Here is a 24,827-nt window from a genome sequence, read left to right as displayed (position 1 = left end):
TAAGTGACGCAGGAAAACAAAAATTATGAACCTTCCAAGCTTAAACATGTCGATAAACAAGCTTCCTTTTGTGTTGGCTGTGTATTATCTGCTTGTCGTCAACATCCCTCTCTCCCTAGAACTGTTTAGTATTGTTCAGGCATCAAAGTCTGAAAGTGTCGCGTTTCTTATATCCATCCCGATCTTCTTCCTTGCTGCCTTCAATTTTATCTTCCAAGTTTTTAATTGGCCGATATTCTCCAAGCCGTTTTTTATTTTGTTGCTGATCACCTCGACACTCGTCAGTTACAGCATGTTCAATTACGGCATCTATGTAGACTACGGGATGATAGAAAACGTATTCGAGACCAATAGTGGTGAAGCAGCAAGCTATGTAAGTACCCACTCCATCTTATGGTTACTTGCGATGGGCGGTATTCCGTCGCTCACCCTCTTGTTCACCAAACTTGAAAAAGAGTCTTGGAAAGATTTCTTTGTCTGGAAGTCGATTGGGCTGCTCTCTTCCTTAATCGTCATCGCCATTATTGCCGGGTTTTTCTACAAAGATTACGTATCAATTGGTCGTAATCATTCGCACATCAAAAAGATGATTATCCCGACCGAGTATGTGTCATCAACGGTCAAATACATCAATAACACCTACATAAAAGAGCCTATTCCTTATCAAGAGTTAGGGTTAGATGCGCAGCTAAAACCAGAAGCTAAACAAGCAGAAAAGCCAACGTTATTGGTGTTTGTTCTTGGTGAAACCGCACGTGTATACAACTACCAATATTATGGCTATGAGAGAGAAACCAACGCTCATACCAAGCCTTACAACCCGATATTTTTCTCTGATGTTCAGTCGTGCGGAACCGCCACCGCTGTTTCTGTGCCGTGTATGTTCTCGAACATGAATCGCAGCAACTACGATCGCGACAAAGCCTACAACCAAGATAACGTGGTCGACATTATGAACCGCGCGGGCATTCACTCTATCTGGCGAGAGCATGATGGTGGAGACAAGGCGGTCGCACACCGAATCAAAGAGATGACGCTCGTCGCCAAAGACAGCGACCCATTGTGTAATAACGACATATGCTACGACACTGCGATGCTAGAGAACTTTGAACAAGATACTCAAGAACTCAAGCAAGATAGCATCATTTTCTATCATATTTCGGGGTCTCACGGGCCTACGTACTTTGAACGTTACCCAGACGAACATAAGAAGTTTACGCCAGACTGCGCTCGTGCAGACATTGAAAACTGTACCAAAGAGGAAGTGGTCAACACCTACGACAACACCATTTTGTACACGGATTTCTTTCTCTCACAAGCTATGCAAAAGCTTGAGAAGCTGACCGACAAATACAATGTGGCGTTGATGTACGTGTCCGATCATGGCGAGTCACTAGGAGAAAATGGCGTCTACTTACATGGCATGCCTTATTCATTGGCCCCGAAAGAGCAAACCCATGTGCCTATGATCATGTGGATGTCTCATGGTTTCGCCGAGCAGAAAGGGATAAACCAAACCTGCTTGAGAAAGGCAGGCAAAGAACAGAGCTTCTCCCAAGACAATCTGTTTGACTCGCTGCTCGGCCTAATGGACGTGCAAACCAAAGAATACCGAGAGAGCCAAGATATCTTTGCACCGTGTCGTTAGCGATTTTGCTTATGTAAATCATCGAAAAATTCGAGTTGCTTGAACAAGCTCTCCTCAACTACCTCTAAAAAGAAAAGGCCTCGGTCTTTTCTTTTTTTCGTCGCTAACATAGAGCCAGAGTGCTAATTTATAACAACGAAACAATGAGCTACATTTAATGGAGACAATAATGGAAGAGTCCATCGTGCTCCAAAGGCCAACTTGTCTTATTAGACTTTATCTCACTCACATCGCTCATTGAACTTACCACGATTAAACTCAGTTCAATACGGCACCTGAATGGCGCCATAATATTAATGTTTACGTCATATCATTAAGGACAAGTGAATGGACGCTTTCATAATTTCTAGCTGGCAATTTTCAGAGGGTGTCGCGTATGAGTACACCACGACCCCAGCACCATTCGAGCAATCAACTTGGTATCACTGCCAAAGAGATGCTGACGGTTTGAGAGAATGGCTTCACAGTAATACGGTTCCAAATGCCATCATCGATTCATTACTCACCGATGATACCCGCCCTCGATTTGAGCAGTTTGGTCACGACTGTTTTTTGATGATTCTGCGAGGCATTAATCTAAACGAAGGTGCTAACCCTGACGACATGCTTAGCCTACGTATCTTATGGTACAAAGGCACTTTAATATCGACACGCAAAGTTCCTTCAAAAGCGGTCAGTAATCTGATATCCGATCTCAAAGAAAACCAAGGCCCGACATCATTACCAGATGTCTTACTTGGAATGATCCGTGGAATTAACCATTATATATCAAGCTTCTTGACTCCCGTCGAACAACTGATTGATGAGCTAGAGTCTGAATCTCATATCGATATTAAGTCCATCAATGCTCTGCATTCAAGGTTACTTAGACTAAGGCGCTATTTGAAGCCACAGAAATATGTTTTTGAGGATTTAATGAGTGAACTGCCAGCTCCATTGAGTAAGCACAACAGTCATATAAAGAACAGCCTTGATACCATCCTGAGAATTAATGAGTCTGTTGAGTTTTACATCGAACAAATCAATGTGTTTTTGGCGAGCCTAAGTCAGCAGCAAGCTGAAAAAATGAATAGAAATACGTACCTATTTTCAATCATTGCGGGTATTTTCCTCCCCGCTGGGTTTTTCACCGGTTTGCTGGGTGTCAATATTGCAGGAATACCCGGAACAGATAACCCAATAGCATTCCCACTATTTTGCGTTGGGCTGCTCGTGGTCATCGCGGCAGAGGTCATTATTTTGAAAAATTTGAGGTTTATTTAATGGTTGAGTTTTGGCAATCCAATATGTGGCTTAAACAAGTGAGTTTAGGTTTACTTCTTATCACTGTGTATTGGGTGATAAAACGCTTGGGGAAAAACTGGATAGAAACATTAGCGGAAAATAAACGCGTCGAATTGAAGCGAAAGCAGTTCGTGATTAAGTGTTTCAATATTGTTTTGTTTCTACTCTTCATCGCTGTGTTTACGATTGTTCTTAACTTAGGCTTTGGCGATATTTCGCTATTCTTATCATCCATATTTGCGGTGCTGGGTGTCGCTTTATTCGCGCAATGGTCGATTCTAAGTAACCTCACAGCCAGCGTACTTATATTTTTCGTATTCCCTTATCGCATTGGCGACAGAGTAAGAGTCGCGGAGAAAGACGAAGACATCAGTGGTGTGATCATCGATATCACCATGTTCCACGTTATTCTTCGACACAGTTCGGGCAATCTCATTACCTACCCTAATAACCTGATCCTACAAAAAGGTGTAATCAAGGTTTTGGTTGAACCTGAAGCAAAAAGTGAAGCTTCATAAGGTAACAGGCCTAACACCGAATACCTATGCCAAACAAGGTGGGTTAACCATTGATGTGTATGGAGGAGTGAGATCAGAGTAACCCACTCTTTGTCTATAACGCACATTCTTTCTATAGCGAAGGCTCTGTCTATTGTGTCCCATTAGCCGCAAGTTTTATTGAGTTTAGATTTGCGACTAAATATACTAGGGGCATCATCAGGCGGAGGACAAAAATGAATAATAAAAACAAACATATAGTTTTAACTCATGGTCTATATATGCCTGCGTTGATCATGCAATATCTGGATAGGAACTTCAAAAAACGCGGCTTTACAACGCACAAGTTTGCCTACAATTCGCTGCGTTTCCCTTCTGCAGCCAAACGTCTCAATCGTTTCGTGAATGCTCGTTTTAATGAGTATGATGAGGTCTATTTTTTCGGTCACTCACTGGGTGGCTTGCTGATTCGTCATTACTTTAAATTCTACCAACCACACTTCGCCGACACCTGCATTATTACAGCAGGCACTCCGCACAATGGGGCAACCATCGCCAAAACACTGTCTAATCATGGGCTTGGATTTATATTTGGTTCGAGCAAAATGATTTTAAGCGATGGCTTGGGTGACTACGATATTGATGTGCCGATTGGCGTAATTACGGGTACCTACGACGCCGGGGTAGGACGCATTGTATTGGGAAGAAACCCTGGGGATGGCACAGTAACACTCGAAGACGCCAACCTTAGAGGAGCCACTGATACTTACGCCCTCAAACTCAACCACACAGCGCTTGTCTACTCTAAGGAAGTCGTAACACTGTCGGCTCAGTTCATTGAACACAGAGCTTTTAAGGGCGCTTCATAGCTTTTTTTCGTTAGCTTTTACGCGTTGATTCCTGTATCGAGCTCTTGTTCTCTTATTTGTGATAGATAAAAACCAAAATACCACTCTGCGATAAGAGTGGTATTCGAAGATCCATTACTGGAAATGAGCGCTTGCTATACTTTCTACAGACGATTCACTCGTGTTGGTAAGAACACCTCACCCAACATGCATCGCACCGAACCACCACCAATATCTTCAATCGTTTTCACATTGAATGGTAGCAGCTTACCGTGTGTCGAAAGCTGAGCTAACTGAGCTGGAGAAAACGCATCGTAAGCCGATTGAGACATCGCGATCACCTTGTCGCCATTCACGGTTTCCAACTGTAGGATGTTGCCACAGAATCGGTTCATCTGATCGATTGAGATAGAGATAACCTGCTTGTCTTTAGCAAGCGACTTCACCACAAAACGACGTTCAAATTCAGGGATAACTTCATCACAGATCACGCAGAAGTTATCACCAATCGCCATCATCACATTGGTATGGTAAATCGGTTGACCAGACGGTAATGCCGTTTGGAACGAGACCACGCGAGAATAGCCAATGCGCTTCGCGTAATCTTCCAATACTTCGCGGTCACAACGTTGTGAAAGCGCAGCATAAATAGTCTTATTAATATGATCGATAACCATCACACCAGTGCTCTCTAGATAAGAACCTTGAGCAACGTACGACTCCATAGACTCACTGTGATTAACAATGCGACCAGACGCTTCCAACGCTTCAATAAGTGCATTCGGCTTAACTTCATTTTGACGGTTTTCACACGCCATAGGGAAAGTGAATAGGCTTCCATCACTACAAGTACTGAACCAGTTGTTTGGGAACACTGCGTCAGGGGTTTCAACACCCAGTTCCGGATAATCAAACTCTACAACTTGCACACCTTCTTTACGTAGCGAAACCACCATAGCCTTAAACTCGGCCATCGTTTCTAACTTTACCTCAGCTTCAGTCAGATCGACTCTGTGCTGAAACTCGTTATCACGGGCTGTTTCTTCGTTAAATTTAAATTCTTTTGGCGGCACCATAACAACGCAATTTGCGTTTTGAACATTAGTAATATGCAGTGATTTTTTGTGTAGGTTTAACATTTTAACCGTCCCTATCTTTTATTTACCTCAGAATTGTAAACAACTTGTTACGACAAAATTCACTGAAAATCACAATGATTTGAATATTTATCCCAAGTAATTACTGCGAATTTTAGATTAGTCGGTAATTTTTACTGCAAGATAACAGCACATCAGAAAGAACCAACTGTATGCATATTCGTTAAAGAATTTACTGGATAAATATTCTCATTTCATTTTTCAACTCCACACGAGTTTTGATTACAATTTAATCCATTTAACGTTAGGATTATCACCGTTGCATAACCATCAATTACGTTTGAAATAAGCTTAACTTTTCCTGTCTAATTCAATCTAAAATTAGCTTCATGAAAGACACTCTTTGGAAGTGTTCTGTGTCGCTTAAACCAAGTACTTACATAAGAACTAAACAAAAATCTATCGAATGGCTTAATACTTATAAGAACGCGTTGGCACTTATATAATTTCAAACTAAAACTGAAAAATTCAAATCAAGACTATAAAAACAAAGCTGCACATCACGATGCTCTAGCATCAAAGATGCAGTAGCTTATAAAGGGAAAACTATGTACAAGAAATTTGAAGGCTTTACTAAAGCCTTTCCAAAGGAAGAGCCGATACAACCTCCTGCTGGAATAGTGGCATTCTGCCGCCATTACACCCGTGGTTTTGAAAAACCGTTGATCTTACTCGGCCTAATGAGCATGACCATCGCGATCATCGAGGTCGCGCTATTTGGTTACATGGGACAACTGGTTGACTGGCTATCAACAAGTAACCCAGACACCTTCTTAGCAGACAACCAATCCACATTGATGGGGCTTGGTATCCTGCTGTTGGTCGTGATGCCAATCTTGATCAGTGTTTATTCGCTATTGCTTCACCAAACTTTGCTGGGCAACTACCCAATGTCGATTCGTTGGCTAGCCCACCGTTACCTTTTGAAGCAAAGCTTGTCATTCTATCAAGATGATTTTGCCGGGCGTGTCGCGACCAAAGTGATGCAAACCTCGCTCGCAGTGCGTGAAACCGTAACCAAAATGGTCGATGTATTCGTCTACGTGACGGTTTACTTTACAGCGATGCTATTCATGCTTGCAGAATCAGATTGGCGCTTGATGGCTCCGATGTTGATTTGGTTGTTCATTTACGTTGGCATTCAACTGCACTTCGTACCAAAGCTGAAAGACGTGTCTTCAGAGCAAGCGGATGCTCGCTCGTTGATGACGGGCCGCATTGTGGATAGCTACACCAATATCGCAACGGTTAAACTGTTCTCACACAGCAAAAGAGAAACCGAATACGCTGAAGAGGGCATGGAAGGCTTCTTAGATACTGTCCATCGCCAAATGCGCTTGGTGACCGGTTTCAACATCTGCGTTGAATTTGCGAACTACTTGTTGGTATTCAGCATTGCCGGTATCTCTATTTACCTGTGGCTAGACAACGCAATCACCGTGGGCGCAATTGCCATCGCAGTCAGCTTGGCTTTGCGTATTAACGGCATGTCGAAATGGATCATGTGGGAAATTGGTGGCTTGTTTGAAAACCTAGGTACTGTAATTGATGGCATTAAAACACTGTCTAAGCCTATCGCTATTGAAGACAAAAAAGACGCGAAGCCTTTGGATGTTCCACAAGGCGGCATCAACTTCGATAACGTGAGCTTCAACTACGGTGAGAACAAGGGTGTGATTAACAACCTTAACCTCAACATTAAGCCGGGTGAAAAGGTGGGCTTAGTAGGCCGTTCAGGTGCGGGTAAATCAACCTTAGTTAACCTACTGCTGCGTTTCCATGATGTAGAAAGCGGTCGCATCTTGATTGACGATCAAGAGATCTCAACAGTGACGCAAGACTCGCTGCGCAGCAATATCGGTATGGTGACCCAAGATACTTCACTGTTGCACCGTTCGATCAAAGAGAACATTCTTTACGGTCGACCTGAAGCATCCGATGAAGAAGTTTACGCGGCGACTAAACAAGCGCACGCTCACGAGTTTATCGAAACGCTCACTGACCCATTTGGTAACGTTGGCTACGATGCTCAAGTAGGTGAACGTGGCGTCAAGCTTTCTGGTGGTCAACGCCAACGTGTGGCTATCTCACGCGTACTTTTGAAAAATGCGCCGCTGTTGGTTCTAGATGAAGCAACATCAGCACTCGATTCTGAGGTCGAAGCAGCGATTCAAGAGAGCTTGATTGAGCTAATGGAAGGCAAAACGGTTATCGCGATTGCACACCGTTTATCGACGATTGCAGCAATGGACCGTTTGATCGTACTCGACCAAGGTAATATCGTCGAAGAGGGCACGCACCAAGAGTTGATTACACAAAATGGCATCTATGCTCAATTGTGGAATCACCAAACGGGCGGGTTTATTGGTGATGATCTTGAGCAGGCAACGAGTGCTTAATTAATATTCCATTTTAAAAGTGCGGCGTAATTCACACCAAAATGTTAAATACTAGTAAATTACACATGGCAGAATGTTATGTCGTAATCATATAATGACATTAACAGCAATGACGCTTCGCTTGCGCGTTCTGGAATAAGGCTAGACTTCGGGGGGAGGCTAGCCTTTTTTATGTCTGTTATTCTTCGCCCCTTTCTCATCTGTTTTCATTGGTTCTATAAACTTCATCGATCCTTTTGTTTTTTTCTTGGCATTTTTTTCTTAAAATGCGCGCAGTATTCTTTTTAGAGATCAACCATGAACAAAAGTGTCTTAACTAACGTTATTGCGTTAGCGCTGCTTGCTGGCGGCTATGCGACAGCAAACCAATACTTACTTTACGCAGGCTTATTCGCCTTTTCTGGTGCCATCACCAACTGGCTTGCGATTCACATGTTGTTCGAGAAAGTACCCGGTCTATACGGTTCTGGCGTTATTCCAGCACGCTTTGAAGAGTTCAAGGCAGCCATCAAGCAATTGATGATGGAACAGTTCTTTACTGAAAGTAACATCGACCGTTTTCTTAGTAGTGAGATGACCGGGAAGTCACTTAACCTAGAGCCTGTGATCAAGAAGATCGACTTTAACCCTGCATTCGATTCACTGGTGCATGTTATCGAAAACTCACAGTTTGGTGGCATGTTAGCGATGGTTGGTGGCACAGAAGCACTACAGCCAATGAAAGCGCCATTTGTTGAGAAGATGCAAGAATCTGTGATTGAAATCAGTAAGAGTGATTCTGTAAAAAATGCCATCAAGGATGAACTTGAATCGCCTGCAATGATGGATGAAATTAAAGAGAACATTGAAGCGATCATAGATCAGCGCTTGAATGAACTGACACCAAAACTGGTTAAAGAGATGGTTCAGACCATGATCAAAAAACACCTTGGTTGGTTGGTCGTTTGGGGTGGGGTATTCGGCGGTGTGATTGGTTTAATCTCTGCCGCAATTACGTTATAAGCAGTTTATCTGTACTCATTCTATTTGCTCTAACTTAATCTGCTCCCTTTTATCTGACGTTCAACAAAAAATGGAAGCTTATTGGCTTCCATTTTTTATATCTAAGTAATCTTGGTAAGGTGAAAGCAGGCCACTATTTTAGGGTTGCCAATAGCTCGGGGTTCACGCCAAAACCTTTTTTATGCTCTTCAATCACCACTTCACTGCGCGTCTGAATTACTCCGGGTAGGGTACCCAGCTTAGTTGCCATAAATGCTTGGTACGCCTTCATGTCTTTTACTCGAACCTTGATCATTGTGTCAAAATCCCCCGACAGCGAATAGCATTCTTCGACTTCTGGCATCGTTTCAACCGCTTGGGCAAATTTATCAAAAATGGAAAAGCTAGTTTGATCGAGACGAATATGGATAAACACTTGGACATCGAGCCCCAGCTTTTCTGAACAAAGCTCAGCATGATAGCCAGTGATGTAACCCGCTTTTTCCAATCGCTTCAACCGATCAGAGCACGGTGAAGTCGTTAGGTTGACCTGTTTGGCCAGCTCGACCACAGGCAAACGGCCTTTCATATGCAGAATTCTTAGTATCTCTTTATCGATACGATCGAGTTGATGCTGAGACATAACATTCCTTAAACATTCTAGATTGCGCTCAGTATATTCCATACTAAGAGCAATCGAAGAAAACCGCGCTCACACATTTAGAAAACTAAATAGGCCATTCGCATTCACGTTAAATATAAAACCACACAGAGTGATAACAACCCTTATAAATCAAACTCCGGGTATTAACAAATTATTATAGGAATGACCTGATTAACAAATAAGTTGAGCCAGAAACGAAAGAAAGGATATAGGCCAAAGTGAATAATAGAATTCTCAAAGAGAAAGGATGACTCTATTATGAAAACGCAAGAACTCGCATATAAACCTTACGGAATCGGTTCATGGACACACGTAACGGTATCAAAAGATGTTGCCCAAGCACTCGCAAGTGAATACTCAAACTATGGCTGGGAAGTTAAAGTTGATGGCAATGTCGTCGAAGCAGAACCTGCACGAAAAGCGGCATAGAAACGAAAAAAACCTCCATCAGGGAGGTTTTTAAATCTAAGTTAGTAAGCACTTACTACAATCTAAGCCAGACCAACTTGGGGAACTGTAGTTCCTGTTTCACAACGACAGTTGCACGTTCGACAGAAGTGCTGAGTTTCCATGTCGTAGTACAGGTTTCCACTAAATAGCTTTGACGTCCATTGCATCATACGGCCAGAGGTTGTCTCAGGCTCAGATTCACAACGTTTCATTATAGACTTATGTAGTGTTGTTTTTTTACATCCTTTGCAATAGAGATCAGGCATACCTTTGTCCTATAGGTCTTTAGTGGTTACTGATAATTGACACATGATGTCCAATTCAGTGTAATAATTCACCGAGCTAATAACAAAAGTGAGCGCCAAGTTCAAAAAATAGCCATTTTATCGTTTATTTTTTGACATCAAGCGCTATAGAAAGTCTCTCTCTTCTCTGTTTTTCTTCTATCATTTGGTTTCAATTTACATTGTAAACCTCACAACCGCCTTATTTCCCCTGTATTCAGCAGAATTTTTAATAAGACAAAGGTAGTACCCGCATAAAAAAATAGAGCCACCGAAGTGACTCTATTGCTTTTATTTTTCAATTATTTTTTTTCAATTACTTTTTTACAATTGCTTTTGAGCTCATGTTCTTTTGCTAATTCACATGTGTTTTACAATGTAAATTAGTCTAGCTCAACTAGGTTCTTCTCGAACTCTGCGTGTTGCTTCTTAACTTCGTCTTCTGGTTCGCCCGTAATTAGGCTCACGATAACGATAGAAAGCGTCGATAGGATGATTCCCGGTACGATTTCGTAAACATCGAACCAACCGCCCGTCAATTGCTTCCAAAGTACAATCGTAACACCACCAACTACGATACCCGCTAGAGCGCCGTTACGGTTCATACGAGACCAGTACAGGCTTAATACGATTGCAGGGCCGAATGCAGCACCAAAACCAGCCCATGCGTAAGATACAAGGCCAAGTACTGAGCTGTCTGGTGTCATCGCCAGAACAAGAGCAACAAGAGAAATTAGAATAACAGCGAAACGGCCGACACGAACAATCTCTTCCGACGTTGCGTCTTTCTTCAAAACTTGCTTATACAGATCTTCTGCCATTGCAGATGAAGAAACAAGAAGCTGTGAATCCGCAGTACTCATGATTGCCGCTAAGATTGCAGCCAGTAGGATACCGGCGATTACTGGGTGGAACATCGCGTTCACAAGAAGCATGAAGATCTTTTCGCCATCGTCTAGCTTAGGTGCACCAGAGTTAGTCACATAGATTAGACCCACAAGACCGACTAGCATTGCACCAACCATAGACAGTGCAGTCCAGATCACTGCAATGCGACGTGCCGCTGTTAGGTCTTTATTACTACGTGTTGCTTTGAAACGTGCAAGGATATGTGGCTGACCGAAGTAACCCAAACCCCATGCCGCGAGAGAGATGATCGCAATAGCAGAAAGAGGCTCACCTTTCGCATCATTCCATAGCGTAAGTAGCTCTGGGTTGATGTTGTGTAGGTCGCTAGAAAGCTGACCTAGGCCACCGTTCATTGCCGCGATGGGTACAATCAATAGCGCTGCAGACATCAGTAGACCTTGAACCAAGTCAGTCCAAGATACCGCAAGGAAACCACCAAACAGGGTGTAAGAAACGACACAGACTGTACCGATAATTACCGCTGTTGTGTAATCAAGGCCGAATACTGTTTCAAACAATTTACCACCAGCTACCAAGCCTGAACTTGTGTAGAAAAGGAAGAATAAAAGGATAAAGAAAGCAGAAATTGTTTGGATCAGCTTAGAATTATCATTGAAACGACGAGATAGGAACTCAGGCAGCGTCAGTGATTCAGTTGTAATGCTGTAAGTACGTAGACGTTTTGCACTGATTAACCAGTTTGCCCAAGTACCAACAAGTAGGCCACCAGCAAGCCAAAATGCTTCAAAGCCAGCAGCGTAAGCGTAACCAGGCAGGCCAAGTAGCAACCAACCACTCATGTCTGATGCACCAGCAGAAAGTGCAGCAGGCCATGGGCCTAACGAACGACCACCTAGGAAGTAGTCAGTTGAGTTAGATGTACGTTTGTAAGCAATAACACCGATCGCTAGCATCATAATTAGATACGCAATGAACGTCGTCGTTATTGCAAAACTGTTTTCTATCATTTGATAGTCCTCATTTTGTAGAAAGCCTTCCATGCCTAATTCAATGCAAGACACTCACCGTAAAGGCAAGCGAGTGCATTGAGTTAGGTATTGAGGCTCCAATGCACTATGAATTAAATCCAAAGATGGAGAAAACCCAACAATGGAAAAAACCAAAAGTGCTTAGAGCCAATTTTACTGAAGGTTAGTGAGCTTCGCTTCCAAGTTCGAGCAAGGTCGCGTTACCGCCCACGGCTGTTATATTTATAGTTCGCGTACGCTCGGTAATGAAGCGCAGCGATAGGTGTGGATCATTAGCAACATTCATTGTCACCAGATCCGTTTCAGCCACTAAACCGACGATTGCACCGTCACGCTTAGCAAGCTGTAAATTGATAGCTTGTGCCGTTTGTGAATTACCCACGTAACCCGCGCTTCGGACATCGCAAGACAGCAGCTGTTGAGCAGCGTCATACGAGGCAACCTGCACCAAGTTGGTTGGTAGATTCGCTTGTTTTGCGGCGTCAGCAATTAAGGTATTGAACTGCACATCATCACTGCACAATTGGACGCTGTTACCAGCCAATAGTGCAGCGGTAATCAGAGCCATTGCCGTTTGTAGTGCTGGCAGTTTGTCTTGGCAATCATCAACAATCACCAAAGCCACACCGCGGCCTGCGGCATACAACTCATTGGTTTCGCCCGTAGGGCCAGCCATTAGGTGATGTTCAGAAAGCAGCGCAGAGGCCTGCTCTAGATGATAAGTCGCCACCGTCGCCAAAGGCGCAGATTGGCTTTCGATCTCTGATTTCAGCGCAAGTACCTGAGCACTCTTATGATCAAAGTCGGTAAGATTCCATTGTTCCCACGCTAACAAAGCATCAGAAAAACCTGTCACTTGATGAACCATGATAATGCTCCTTATGCCTTGTCTTGTGATTGAGAAAAATGAACATCAGTAAAGCGATATAGGTAGTGAGGACCACCCGCTTTAGGGCCTGTGCCCGACAAACCTTGACCGCCAAATGGTTGAACACCAACAACAGCGCCGACTTGGTCACGGTTGATGTAGCAGTTACCCACGCGCACGTGCTTTTCGATCCAACGGTAAGTTGTCTCGTTACGGCTGTGAATACCCATGGTTAAGCCAAAGCCCGTTTGGTTAATTTGGTCTACCACTTGCGCCAATTCACTCGCCTTGAAGCGAACGATGTGCAGCACAGGGCCAAACTGTTCTTCTTTCAAACAGCTGATGTCATCGATTTCGAATGCACTTGGTGGAACAAAGTCACCATGTTCACAATCAGAACCTAAAGAAAGTTGCGCCACCTTCTTCTGGGTATTAGTCATGTTTTCTAAGTGAGCCAACAACTTCTGTTTCGCATTTTGGTCGATAACAGGGCCAACATCGGTTTTATGAAGGTGTGGAATGCCAACACTCAGCTCGTCCATTGCACCGTGAATCAATCCAACCACGCGGTCTGCAATGTCTTCTTGGATGTAAAGCACACGTAGTGCAGAACAACGCTGACCTGCTGAAGCGAATGCTGAACGAATCACATCACGAACTACCTGTTCAGGCAGTGCAGTACTGTCGACGATCATCGCATTCTGGCCGCCTGTCTCCGCAATAAACGGAACTGGCTTAGCATTACGACTTGCCAATGACACGTTGATACGTTGTGCAGTTGGTGTTGAACCCGTAAAGGCAACGCCCGCAATTGCATCATGACTGGTGAGCGCACTGCCGATCTCAGCACCGCGACCCGGTAGTAGCTGAATCGTGCCAGCAGGGAAGCCCGCTTCATTCATCAGTTCAACCGCACGAGCAGCAATCAAGCTTGTTTGCTCGGCAGGCTTCGCCACAACCGTGTTACCCGCCACTAGTGCTGCAGTAATTTGGCCAAGGAAGATCGCTAGAGGGAAGTTCCAAGGGCTGATACAGACGAACACACCACGACCTTGTCGAGAAGCGATTCGTGTTTGGCCATCAAAACCTTTTAGTTCGAAACCTTGTAGATTGTCAGCTTGTTTTGCGTAGTAACGACAGAAATCGACTGCTTCACGTACTTCATCAACACTATCGTGAATTGTCTTACCCGCTTCTTGATGACAAATCGCCACTAGCTCAGCGAGGTTGTCTTCCATCAGATCAGCCAACTTATCAAGTGCAGCCGCTTTGGTTTCAACCGAAGTTGCGTTCCAATCAGCGAATGCAGCGTCTGCGCCAGTGATCGCTGCGGAAACATGATCAAGGTTAGCAAAAGCCACCTGACCCACATGAATACGACGATCATAAGGTGCCGTCACTTGCTCAACGTTCTGATCAGCCTTGATCATGCTTTCGGCAAGAGATTCACCGTTGATCACAGGGCCCGCAGTCCATTGATTGTTTAAGAAGCTTTTTACTTGCTCTTCAAATTGATGCGCTTCGCTTTCAATATCAATGTTCACACCGTAAGAGTTCTTACGCTCAGGGAATACCGCTGGAGGCAGAGGAATCTTAGTGTTGTGCAATGTATCGAATGCCAGAAGCATATCGACAGGATGCTGAGTCAGCTCTGCCACAGGGCAACACGCATCAACTAGACGGTGGACAAACGAGCTGTTTGCACCGTTTTCTAGCAAGCGACGTACTAGGTATGGCAGTAGATCTTTATGGCTGCCAACCGGTGCGTAGATACGTACCGATTGTTGGTAAGCTTCCATTGCATGGTTGTACAGAGAATCACCCATGCCGTGTAAGCGTTGGAATTCAAAGTCTTTATGCTCGGTCATTACTGCAATAGCAGAAACTGTGTGAGCATTGTGGCTCGCAAACTGCGGGAAGATATTGCCACGAACACTTGGGCTCAGTAGGTAACGCGCACAGGCAAGGTAAGCAACGTCTGTCGCTTCTTTGCGTGTGTAAACTGGGTAATCAGTAAAGCCAGCTTGCTGTGACCATTTGATTTCGCTGTCCCAGTAAGCGCCTTTTACTAAGCGAAGCGGGATCAAATCACCCTGCTCTTTCGCCAAGCGGTTTAGCCATACTAGAACCGGTAGTGCACGCTTTGAGTAAGCTTGAATAACCAAACCAAATTTACCCCAACCTTTTACAAGGTCAGTGCGGTACAGTTTTTCGAATAATTTAAGAGAAAGCTCTAGGCGATCCGCTTCTTCCGCATCAATCGTAATCGCAACATCGAGCTCTACTGCGCGGCGCAATAACTGCTCTAGCGTGTCGCAAAGTTCAGTCAGTACGCGGTCTTCGTTCGCCACTTCATAACGTGGGTGAAGCGCAGAAAGCTTGATAGATACCGATGGCGCAGGGCTTGATTTTGAAGAGACATTCGATTGTGGAGAAACATAGCTGTCTCGACCTACGGCTTCAATCGCCATTAGGTAATCTTTGAAGTATTTATTTGCGTCAGCAGTGGTCAGTGCCGCTTCACCTAGCATGTCGTATGAGTAGGTAAAACCTTTATCACGCATCGACTTACCGTTCTTTTGCGCTTCAGCAATGCTGCGGCCAAGAACAAATTGGTGACCCATCACCTTCATAGCTTGGTGCATCGCTTTGCGAATTACCGGCTCAGAAAGCTTGTTCACTAAACGGTTAACCGCTTGACCTGCGCTCTGCTCTTTAGATGAAAGTCCAACCACCTTGCCTGTTAGCATTAATCCCCAAGTGGATGCGTTAACAAATACTGAGTCTGAATTCTTTAGGTGAGATTTCCAATCCGCAACGCTTAATTTGTCACGAATCAGAGCATCAGCGGTTGCTGAATCAGGAATACGCATCAAGGCTTCCGCCAGACACATTAGCAAGATGCCCTCTTGAGTATCTAAGCTGTATTCAAGCAACAATGCATCGATCATCTGGATAGAAGTCTTATCCGCACGGATAGCTTCGATCAATGATGTCGTTTTGTCTGTGATCTGCTGCTTTTCTGACTCAGAAGGGGTAGCTAGCGGCAGAAGTTGCTCTAGCCATTGGGTTTCATCCACCATATATAATGGTGAGATAAGCGTCCAAAGATCATCAAGCGACTGCTCGTTGAATTCTGGCTTTAACACATCAGTAGCTGTAAACATGCGTTTTCCTTAATCTCACACCCGGAATTAGCCCGGGATCTCTACAATGGCTGCAGTGTATTTAGAGTATATAAGGATTACTTGTCAAAAACTCCGAGTTTTTTGCTAAAAACTCGCTTTATTAACAAAATAAACACAAGGTCACACATAAAACTTTAATATAATATGCCGTTTTGTTTCATTGTTTAACAGAAGTTTGCTTTTTGTATTGAGATGGTGACATGCCTTGAAGGCGAGAAAAGGTGTGAGTAAAGGAGGATTGACCGGAAAAACCGGCCAGTTCAGCGACCTGACCAAGGCTGAGGTTACCTTGTTCGATTAAACGACGAGATCGGTCGATACGCTTACCAAGAACGTACTGGTGAGGGGTAATGCCCATTTGATCTTTGAATAGCACGTGGAACTGGCTTTCACCCAGAAACACACTGCCTGCAAGCTGCGCGACAGAGATCTTGTTCGCGAGGTGTCGCTCAATGTAGCGATCCAATGCCTCAAGATCAAAACGCGAGTCTTTAATCGGAGTTTCGAATGCCGAGATGTGTCTTTGCATCAGCGCGATCACCGTGTCATTACAGGCTCGGCTTAGTAGAAGATCATTAGGACTGGCCTGCATTTCTTGCACCAACATATGGATAAGCTTTTGAATTTGCGCGTCTAATTGGAAGTAAACGTTCGATGATTCTAACTGATTGATCTTCTCTAGCATCAGAGGGTCATCATCCGTTGGCACTGGCATATTGAGTACTAGGATGTCCGACTGACCAACCACACCACCGAAAGCATGATCAGAGCTCGCCGTTACCACACAACCTTGACCGGGGCCGACAAGATTGCCTTTACCGCTGACTTCAAATTCAGCCTGACCTTTCAGACCAATCACCACCTGCGAATAATGATGATCGTGACAATCCATATGCGAAGGCAAAGTAATGATTTCCGCTGGTCGAGGGCCTGTAAGCCCTAGCGGAGACAAGTCTAGGTTTGGAAAGGGTAAAGGTTTTGGCATGACAGCAAAGTACTTAGGTCGACATAATAAGAATAATACTCTGAAATCTGCATAAGATGAATTTGTAAATGATCATGAGAGTCGTTTTCTCTTCTTTAAAGAAAGATCATTACTGATAACCACTTGATCATGCCTCCGGAAATATGATCAAGTGTGACCAAACTACGGACTTTGTAAAACCAACCTTCCAATCTTTCGACCACTCTCTTCATCTCAATATTAAAGAAATCAGAACACCAAAAGTCAAAGCAAGTCACAAATGGAAACCAAATGACTACACCATAACGACAATATTTTCTTATATAGCTCAATTATTTCGGTGTAAATATGTAAAAAGTGTATCCGAAGTACCGAAACTTAGCTTTTGAGTAGATTGGAGGGCAATAAAACGGTATAAAGACGGGTACTGTGTTAATTGCTAATAACTAGTGACTCACAACTAGGAAGTAGACACTTTATTAACGAGCCAATTTTAAATATACAAGTTGCAGGGACCTATGACTAACTTTCGAATTTCAGCGCTTTTACTTGCGCTATCCCCACTTTGGGTATCTGCATCGTTATCAGCTGAAGAACTGAATCAAGTCGATCCCGTTTCAGCTATCGATGCAAAGCTAACAGAGAAAAACTCAGATATTGAGCGTATTTCAGCGACCAAAGTATCGGCAACTGAGACCTTAAAACAACTACAAAACCAGAACAGTAAGTTGTTACGTGAAGGTGAAGAGTTAAAGGCAAAACGTAACCGAGCTAAATCTGTACTCGACAAACAGTACAGTCGCTTACTTGATGATCCAGAAACAGATCTGGTTTCTTTTCAGAAAGGATACCAAGATGCTTGGGCTGCGGTTAAAGAGAATCAATCGTCTCAGCTAGATAATCAGCAAGCGATGAATGAGAACGAAATTTACCTTTCTCAAATTAAGCAAAAGCAAGCTCGTTTGAATAATGAGCTGGCTAACTTGAAAGAATCAAAAGTTGAAGCTCGCGTTAAACGTATTGCAACAGAACTTCGTGAAAGTGCGGTTCTTGAAACTAGCTACACCACCACATGTTCATCAACAATGACGCTGGGTGAGTGTATTGCTCAAGGTAAACATCTGACGAAGCAGAAAGCGGTACAAAACTTCAAGAGCAAATTACTTGAGCAGCTCACAGAAAGCACGTTAGCGAAGCAAAATTTACAAGGTGTTCAATTGAACATTCATGTTCAAGACAGCCAAGCAATCAAGAGCGGTTTCTCAGGAAACAACTCTTACTTTGTGCAGATGCAAGCTCAACTTCAAGCAAAGCCTGAAGCGATTGCAGCATGTAACTTATTGAACGTTTCAACTCGCTACTGTTTAACGGACAGCGACGTTAAGGTTGCAAAGAAGAGCGACAAGCAGTGGGCAAACGTGATGGTTCGTTCTGATCAATATAATGACTCAGTAACTATCAACGGCATTAAATACGGCAGCACACCTCTAGAGGTTTCGCTACCGAGCGGTCGTCATCAAGTAACCATTTCAAAAGAAGGTTACGAGTCATATAACCGCACAGTGACTATCAACGGCAGCGATACTATTTGGGTTAAACTCCTTCCTAGTAAGGAAAATGAAATCTAAATATATAGGCTAAGCCTGATATAAATAGCCGTGCCTATTTCACAATAGCTGAATGAATACTCGCCATCTTGTTGTAGTTATAGAAAGTAGCTTCAAACGAAATGGCGTTTTCGTTAGAATATTCAATTAACCTAAATTACGACTGAAGTAGCCCAACATGCGCCAAGGTTTTCCTACTCTATTATTTGCACTTGCTCCATGCTTAATGACGCCTGCTGTTTTCGCTGAAGCGACATCGCCAGCAATCACGTCATCAGTCATCGACATTGAAAGCTCTCTTTTCGAAGAACATGCCAGTTTAACGGCTATCGAGAAGAAGATGGCGGACAAACAAAATCAAGTCGACAACCAAGCACAGCAAATGGCACGTCAAGCCAAGTTATTAGCTCAATCAGAGCAAAAACTCGCAACGGCGAAAACTAGCCTAGAGCAAGATTACACTCGCATGATTGATGAGCCAGGTTTCGATATTTCACCTGCTCAAAACCATTTTCAAGACGCCTGGAAATCGGTAAAAGAGCACAAGCTTACGATTTCGGATTCTGAGCAAAAACTGCAAAGTTTAGTGAAGGAGCTAGAGGCCATCAAAGCAGAAAAATCGGCTGTAGAAATGTCTATCGCACATTTGAATCAAGACAAACTAAGAGCAAGAGCTGAGAGATTAAGAAGCGAGGTTACTCAAACACAAGAGCACACCGTTAGCTTTACTAACCGCTGTAGCAGCGATATGACCTTAGCTCAATGCTCAGACCAAACGGTAGCTTTAACACTTCAAAAAGCAGTAAAACAATTTCAAAATAGCCTTGTAGACAACGCGACAGAATCAAAAATAGTAAAAGAACACCTAGCGTCTGCATCTTTGAATATTCACGTTCTGCAACACAGCGTGAAATCATCTGGCTTCTCCGAAGATAACCGTTACCGAGCAGTGGTTGCTGCGAATTTAGAAACTCGTCCAGATAAGAATACTCCTTGCCGCTTACTTGGCATTCAATCCTCAAACTGTTTCGATCAGAGCGATCTGCAAGCCGATGATCAGCAGAAAGAAGTTGCATGGGTTAACTTGGTGGTTCGCTCAAATCAGTATAATGACAAGGTTTCTATCAATGGTGTGAACTATGGCAGCACTCCGGTTGAAGTGATGTTACCTACAGGGCAGCACATGGTTACAATTGAGAAAGAAGGTTATCTTTCTTTCCACCAAGAGCTGAAAATAGCCCGAGATCACAACCTAAGAGCAGTATTACAAGCGAAGCAGAACTCACTGAATGTGGGGACTAAGTTTGCTGACCCAATGGGCAGTGGTACTCAAAGTCCAGAAATGATTGTGGTTGGATCCGGGACTTATCTACTCGGTGAAAACAATGCTGAGCAAGTCACGATCAAACAGCCATTTGCATTAGCGGCAACCCCAACTCGTGTTCAAGATTTTAAAGCATTTGTGAAAAATACGGGTTACCAGACAGACGCTGAGTTGATGAACACTTGTGACACCTTCGTCAATGCAGAGATCACGACTGTGTCAGACAATGACTGGAAAGCTCCTGGTTTCAAGCAAGTCGATAGCTCGCCTGTTGTATGCGTTAGCCAAAGCGATGCGAAAGCGTATACGCGTTGGTTATCTAAAAAAACAGGCTTTACTTACCGTTTACCAACACGACAAGAGTGGGAAGCGGCGGCAAGAGCAGGGCAAGATACCAGCTTCTGGTGGGGTAACAAATTCCGGTCAGGCAGAGCCAATACTGGTTGGTCTGGCACACAGTGGTCAAACGTCAGTACTTCTCCCGTTAAATCATTCTTGCCAACGCCAACAGGTTTCTATGACATGGTGGGTAACGTTTGGGAATGGACTGCAACTCAGAAAGGTATCGCTAAGGGGGGCGCATGGAGCTTCTCTCCTGAAGAGGCAAAGGTGTTTACTGAACTGTACGTTTCGCCTTCTACTGCCGCGAACTATCTAGGGTTCCGAGTATTGCGAGAGCTGTAAGCTCTTGGTATTACTCAAAGCCCTCAAATATTTACCTTAGATTCTCCTATTATCATATTGAGCCTGCGTTTATAGGGGAATTCCCTCCTTATATTCGGTCTCGCCTAGGAGTAAATTCGTCGATAGAGTAGTAAGTCACTCTGGGTATCTATCTGATACCTCAGCTTAATTTACATGACCCTCGTAAATTAAACTGGAAATCTTCTACGTGTCGACAAGGTATATCTTGTCTTTGGCCAGCCCTTCTTCAGGCTGGCTTTTTTTTGCTTTTTCTTTACTCTTTTTGTTTAGGTATTGATCGATGGCAGCGTGCTTAAACGGCATGCCGTTCAACTATTGATCATTCTCCATTTCTGATGCGTAACTCGGCCTCTAATTGTCATTGCAGCTCAATAAGAAACTGATATCATTGCAATACTTCCTCTTACGAGATAAAGCCTTGCCGGATCCCTTTGACTCCATACATCGCTCTTTATTTGAACAACTTCCAGGTTGCTGGGGTTGCAAAGATACTGACTCGGTCTTCGTGTATGCCAACCTTGCTTACAATCAATTAATTGGCTTAAAACCCAACGAAACTTGTACGGGCTTAACCGATTTCGAGATGCCTAGTCAAACAACCGAATGTGCTCAGGATTTCAGGGCTCAAGACAAGCATGTAATGGATACACGCAGTACTCTTAAAATCCTCGATATTCACCCTTATCCAGACGGACGCTGGCACGCTCATATTTTTACTAAAACCCCTTGGCTTGATTTGAATGGCGAAGTTCAAGGCACCATTTTTTATGGTCAAGAACTCACCGATACGGCCATTTTAGAGGTTGGCCATTGGGTGTGTCAGGCGACTTGCGAAAAAGACAACCAAGTGTCCATTGCAGGATCAAAACCACGCGTGTCAAAGCTCCAAAAGCGACTGACTTCGCGAGAATCAGAAGTACTGTTCTTGTTACTATTTGGCAAGAAACCACAGTACATCGCGTCTACGTTGAACATTTCAATCAAAACGGTCGAAGGGCATGTCGCCAGGTTGAAACAGAAATTCGATGCGCGCAGTAAAAGCCAGTTGATTGAGTATGCGTTGGATTCTGGGTTAGGCTCTGTGATCCCAGAGACTCTGCTTAAAAAGCAGATCTCGGTTGTTCTGCACAGTGACTAGTTATTGGTTTGATGAGGTGCAGACAAAAAAATACCGTTGATTTGCTGAGTTTAAGCTCCAAATCAACGGCATCTTTATATCTATAAAGCAGGCGGTTAAGCTGACTATGGTGCTAGGCGATCAATATCCCAGCTATTGTCTTGGCGTGAGAACAAGAAGCGGTCATGCAAGCGGTGTTCGCCACCTTGCCAGAACTCAATGCTATCTACACGCACACGGAAGCCACCCCAGAAAGAAGGAACCGGAATCTCTCCTTTTGCGAACTTCTGTTTAAGCTCTAGATATTTGCCTTCTAAAATCCCGCGAGCAGAGATACGGCTACTTTGCTTACTTGCAATTGCGGCCAATTGGCTCTCTTTTGGTCGTGACGAGAAGTACTTCATGTTTTCAATCGCTGTTAGCTTTTCAGCCGTGCCCGTAATATGAACTTGTCGTTCAAGTGGGTGCCATGGGAAATGCAAACTGATTTTACTGTTGTGACCAAGCTGATGTGCTTTACGGCTACCCAAGTTGGTGTAAAAAACGAAGCCGTCTTTATCAACATTCTTTAGTAGAACAATTCGTTGGAATGGCTGACCATTTTCATCAACCGTAGCAACTGTCATGGCAGTAGGGTCCGTCAACTTAGCTTCAATAGCTTGCTCTAGCCATAGATTGAATTGTTCAATCGGGTCTGCGGCTAAGTCTTTACGTCTCAATCCACCCTTAGCGTATTCGCGACGAATATCGGTCAGTTCCATTTGGTTGCTCCTTTCAATTTTTTTTGATTTTGCTCTGTAATCCTTTGAAACACAAGTCTAAGCCATGGATTTGTCTCACAGAAGGCGCTCTGTGTTAACAAGATCTCGGTACTCTATCCATCATATTGATAATCTTTATACAAACCGATGACACGCTGAGATCCGAGTGACTAAGATACTGCCTAACCTAATGACTCCTTTTGTTTTATTCTCGTTGTTACTGGGAGCCGCAGGGCTGACCGCAACCCACTTTATGGCCGTACAGTTCCAAGAAAAAATCGTCACTCAAAAGCTCAGCGAAGCAGCCAATAAAGCGAACCTACAAATCGATTCTGAACTGGATAAGTTCAAACAGATCCCTGATTTGCTCAGCCATGACCCGCGCTTGCTTTCTTATTTTGACTCATCACCACGAGCAGATAAGATTCCTGTTTCACAGCTTAATCAATTGCTATTTGAATGGTCGAATCAGAGTCAAGCCGACACCATCTATATCCATGATCCTAGTGGTACTGTCATCGCTTCAAGTAACTACCAAAAGCCTAGTACTTTCGTGGGTGAGAACTTCTCGTTTCGTCCTTACTTCGCCTCTGCAATTAAAGGCAGCAACACACACTATGTCGCACTGGGTGCACGCTCGAATGTACGCGGTTACTTTTTGTCTTCACCACTGTATATAGAGAATGACATTGTTGGGGTTATCACCGTTAAAGTGAGTCTAGAGAACCTTGAAAATATCCTAACCAGCGATGATTTTGAGATTTTGGTACTCGACTCTAATCAAGTGGTTTTTCTCTCGAGCCAAACTCAGTGGCTTTATCACTCGTTGTTGCCATTAAGTCAGAAGCAACAAACCGATATTGCTCTGCAACGCCAATACGGTCAAAGCGAAATTTCGATCATAGAAGCTTTTCGCTCTTCCAACGATCAACCACAAGTTAACGACGCTAATCAGCCCAACAATATTCAACCAAATCGAGAACAAAAAGAACTCACGGCAAACCAATTGTTTAAACTTGGGGCGTTCAATCTTTACCCCGCAGCCTTCAGTAACAATCAGTACCAAGTTGTCGCATTAAAAAAGGCCGAAGCAGAGCTTATAAAAGTGCTGCAGATCGATGTCATCTTCGTGGTGATTTACAGCTTGGTGATGCTCATCGCGTGGTCGTGGCGCCAGACTTACCTCGCGAAAGTGGCGCTGACCCGGCTCAACCAAAATCTAGAACAAACCGTTGATAAACGTACTCACTATTTGAAGAAATCCAATCAACAACTTCAGCAAACCATTTTTCAATACCAAGCGTCGCAGTTAAAGCTGAAACAGACAGAACAAGAGCTGACACAAACCGCAAAATTAGCGGTACTCGGAGAGCTGTCAGCCAGCATTAACCACGAAATCAACCAACCGCTTGCAGCGCTTCGAACCTACAGTGAAAACAGCTTAAAGCTGCTAGAAATGGAACGAACCGATTTGGTGAAAAGCAACCTTGATAAAATGATTGCTTTGAATACCTCAATTACCGACATCATCGCGCGTCTTAAAGTCTTCACTCGCAAGGTCACTAAACAAGAACATCATGTCGCGAACCTGCACCAAGCGGTCAACAACGCCACCAGTATTCTCAGTGCGCTGATGATCAAGCAAGGCATTACACTAAGACTAAGTACGGTGCCAGATGAGATTAATATTGCGATTCACCCAACCGAACTCGAACAAGTGTTGGTGAATCTGATTCACAACGCGACCCAAGCGCTTCAACAACAAGTTCTTGAACAGAAAATCTTGCAGGAGCAGCATAACCTGGAAAACGTTGACCAACAGGCCAGCCCACAGATAGGTATCGAATGGCAACTGCATCATAACTCTTGTCAGTTGATCATTTGGGATAACGGAATTGGTATGCCGAACGATAAGCTAGAACAGCTGTTCGACCCGTTTTTTACCACTAAACCGGAAGGCTTAGGGCTAGGGCTTTCAATATCGAAACGGATTATTGAAGCGTATCACGGCACGATCTGCGCCAACCGATTAGAGCCTTCAGGCATGGTATTCTCGCTAAATATCCCGTTATATAAAGATAAAGACCAACGTGCCGTTGTTATCGTTGATTAGAAAATGAATGTTACATACTGCTAGTTTTATATATAGCTAACCTCACATACTGTTAAGGATTCGACTTTTG

18 protein-coding genes and 1 pseudogene are annotated in these 24,827 nt (G+C 43.8%); 12 read left to right on the top strand and 7 right to left on the bottom strand.

Going from position 1 to position 24,827, the window contains the following annotated elements; genetic code table 11:
• Positions 1-25 precede the first annotated feature (25 nt).
• From OCV44_RS17160 to OCV44_RS17140, 5 genes and pseudogenes are all read left to right on the top strand, one after another.
• A complete protein-coding gene (locus OCV44_RS17160; RefSeq protein ID WP_139683658.1) occupies positions 26-1,648 on the top strand; it encodes a phosphoethanolamine transferase in 1,623 nt (540 codons plus the stop codon).
• A gap of 327 nt (positions 1,649-1,975) precedes the next feature.
• On the top strand, positions 1,976-2,911 hold the full coding sequence (locus OCV44_RS17155; protein WP_139683659.1) for a CorA family divalent cation transporter: 936 nt from the start codon (positions 1,976-1,978) through the stop codon (positions 2,909-2,911).
• Positions 2,911-3,450: a mechanosensitive ion channel domain-containing protein gene (locus OCV44_RS17150; protein WP_139683660.1), complete on the top strand. Its 540-nt coding sequence runs from the start codon at positions 2,911-2,913 to the stop codon at positions 3,448-3,450. Before OCV44_RS17155 ends, OCV44_RS17150 begins: the two co-directional genes overlap by 1 nt.
• Positions 3,443-3,532 (top strand): annotated as a pseudogene (locus OCV44_RS17145) (AraC family transcriptional regulator); the annotation flags it as partial. The gene OCV44_RS17150 and the pseudogene OCV44_RS17145, both read left to right, overlap by 8 nt.
• 133 nt (positions 3,533-3,665) lie before the next feature.
• Positions 3,666-4,298, top strand: a complete 633-nt coding sequence (locus OCV44_RS17140; RefSeq protein WP_139683661.1) for an esterase/lipase family protein — start codon at positions 3,666-3,668, stop codon at positions 4,296-4,298.
• Between the two features lie 143 nt (positions 4,299-4,441).
• Here the strand turns inward: OCV44_RS17140 and OCV44_RS17135 are convergent, their stop codons facing one another.
• The gene (locus OCV44_RS17135) at positions 4,442-5,416 is read right to left on the bottom strand and encodes an arginine deiminase-related protein (protein WP_009845992.1); all 975 of its coding nucleotides are present in this window, start codon (positions 5,414-5,416) and stop codon (positions 4,442-4,444) included.
• Positions 5,417-5,982: 566 nt separating this feature from the next.
• On the opposite strand from OCV44_RS17135, the gene OCV44_RS17130 reads away from it, so the two are divergent.
• Both OCV44_RS17130 and OCV44_RS17125 read left to right on the top strand, forming a co-directional pair.
• Entirely contained in the window at positions 5,983-7,833 is a 1,851-nt protein-coding gene (locus OCV44_RS17130; RefSeq protein ID WP_139683662.1) for an ABC transporter ATP-binding protein, read from the top strand.
• A gap of 297 nt (positions 7,834-8,130) precedes the next feature.
• Entirely contained in the window at positions 8,131-8,835 is a 705-nt protein-coding gene (locus OCV44_RS17125) for a DUF445 family protein (RefSeq protein WP_017100472.1), read from the top strand.
• Positions 8,836-8,968: 133 nt separating this feature from the next.
• Here OCV44_RS17125 and OCV44_RS17120 read toward each other — a convergent pair whose 3' ends face one another.
• Positions 8,969-9,457 carry an Lrp/AsnC family transcriptional regulator gene (locus tag OCV44_RS17120; RefSeq protein ID WP_086050466.1) on the bottom strand — a complete coding sequence of 163 codons (489 nt, stop codon included), beginning with the start codon at positions 9,455-9,457 and terminating at the stop codon, positions 8,969-8,971.
• A 279-nt stretch (positions 9,458-9,736) separates the two neighbouring features.
• Here OCV44_RS17120 and OCV44_RS17115 point away from each other — a divergent pair, with 279 nt between their 5' ends.
• Entirely contained in the window at positions 9,737-9,907 is a 171-nt protein-coding gene (locus OCV44_RS17115; RefSeq protein ID WP_086050467.1) for a hypothetical protein, read from the top strand.
• A 688-nt stretch (positions 9,908-10,595) separates the two neighbouring features.
• Here the strand turns inward: OCV44_RS17115 and putP are convergent.
• The 4 genes from putP to OCV44_RS17090 all read right to left on the bottom strand — a co-directional run bounded on the left by putP (position 10,596) and on the right by OCV44_RS17090 (position 17,151).
• Entirely contained in the window at positions 10,596-12,122 is a 1,527-nt protein-coding gene (gene putP, locus OCV44_RS17105; RefSeq protein WP_211349748.1) for a sodium/proline symporter PutP, read from the bottom strand.
• 151 nt (positions 12,123-12,273) lie between these two features.
• Positions 12,274-12,978 carry a 1-pyrroline-5-carboxylate dehydrogenase gene (locus tag OCV44_RS17100; RefSeq protein WP_139683663.1) on the bottom strand — a complete coding sequence of 235 codons (705 nt, stop codon included), beginning with the start codon at positions 12,976-12,978 and terminating at the stop codon, positions 12,274-12,276.
• Positions 12,979-12,989: 11 nt separating this feature from the next.
• A complete protein-coding gene (gene putA / locus OCV44_RS17095; RefSeq protein WP_139683664.1) occupies positions 12,990-16,145 on the bottom strand; it encodes a bifunctional proline dehydrogenase/L-glutamate gamma-semialdehyde dehydrogenase PutA in 3,156 nt (1,051 codons plus the stop codon).
• Between the two features lie 178 nt (positions 16,146-16,323).
• The gene (locus tag OCV44_RS17090; protein WP_139683665.1) at positions 16,324-17,151 is read right to left on the bottom strand and encodes a helix-turn-helix domain-containing protein; all 828 of its coding nucleotides are present in this window, start codon (positions 17,149-17,151) and stop codon (positions 16,324-16,326) included.
• Between the two features lie 497 nt (positions 17,152-17,648).
• Between OCV44_RS17090 and OCV44_RS17085 the strand changes: the two genes are divergently transcribed.
• The 3 genes from OCV44_RS17085 to OCV44_RS17075 all read left to right on the top strand — a co-directional run bounded on the left by OCV44_RS17085 (position 17,649) and on the right by OCV44_RS17075 (position 21,904).
• Positions 17,649-18,758: a PEGA domain-containing protein gene (locus OCV44_RS17085; RefSeq protein WP_139683666.1), complete on the top strand. Its 1,110-nt coding sequence runs from the start codon at positions 17,649-17,651 to the stop codon at positions 18,756-18,758.
• 157 nt (positions 18,759-18,915) lie between these two features.
• Positions 18,916-20,745, top strand: coding sequence for a formylglycine-generating enzyme family protein (locus OCV44_RS17080; protein WP_139683667.1), 1,830 nt, complete (start codon positions 18,916-18,918; stop codon positions 20,743-20,745).
• A 376-nt stretch (positions 20,746-21,121) separates the two neighbouring features.
• The gene (locus tag OCV44_RS17075) at positions 21,122-21,904 is read left to right on the top strand and encodes a PAS domain-containing protein (RefSeq protein ID WP_390903462.1); all 783 of its coding nucleotides are present in this window, start codon (positions 21,122-21,124) and stop codon (positions 21,902-21,904) included.
• Positions 21,905-22,008: 104 nt separating this feature from the next.
• Here the strand turns inward: OCV44_RS17075 and pdxH are convergent, their stop codons facing one another.
• Positions 22,009-22,644, bottom strand: coding sequence for a pyridoxamine 5'-phosphate oxidase (pdxH, locus tag OCV44_RS17070; protein WP_086050475.1), 636 nt, complete (start codon positions 22,642-22,644; stop codon positions 22,009-22,011).
• A gap of 166 nt (positions 22,645-22,810) precedes the next feature.
• On the opposite strand from pdxH, the gene OCV44_RS17065 reads away from it, so the two are divergent.
• Positions 22,811-24,757 carry a sensor histidine kinase gene (locus tag OCV44_RS17065; RefSeq protein WP_139683669.1) on the top strand — a complete coding sequence of 649 codons (1,947 nt, stop codon included), beginning with the start codon at positions 22,811-22,813 and terminating at the stop codon, positions 24,755-24,757.
• The last annotated feature ends 70 nt before the right edge of the window (positions 24,758-24,827 follow it).

This window comes from Vibrio tasmaniensis (genome assembly GCF_024347635.1).
Taxonomy (GTDB): domain Bacteria; phylum Pseudomonadota; class Gammaproteobacteria; order Enterobacterales; family Vibrionaceae; genus Vibrio; species Vibrio tasmaniensis.
This window is presented reverse-complemented; position numbering and strand designations above follow the sequence as displayed.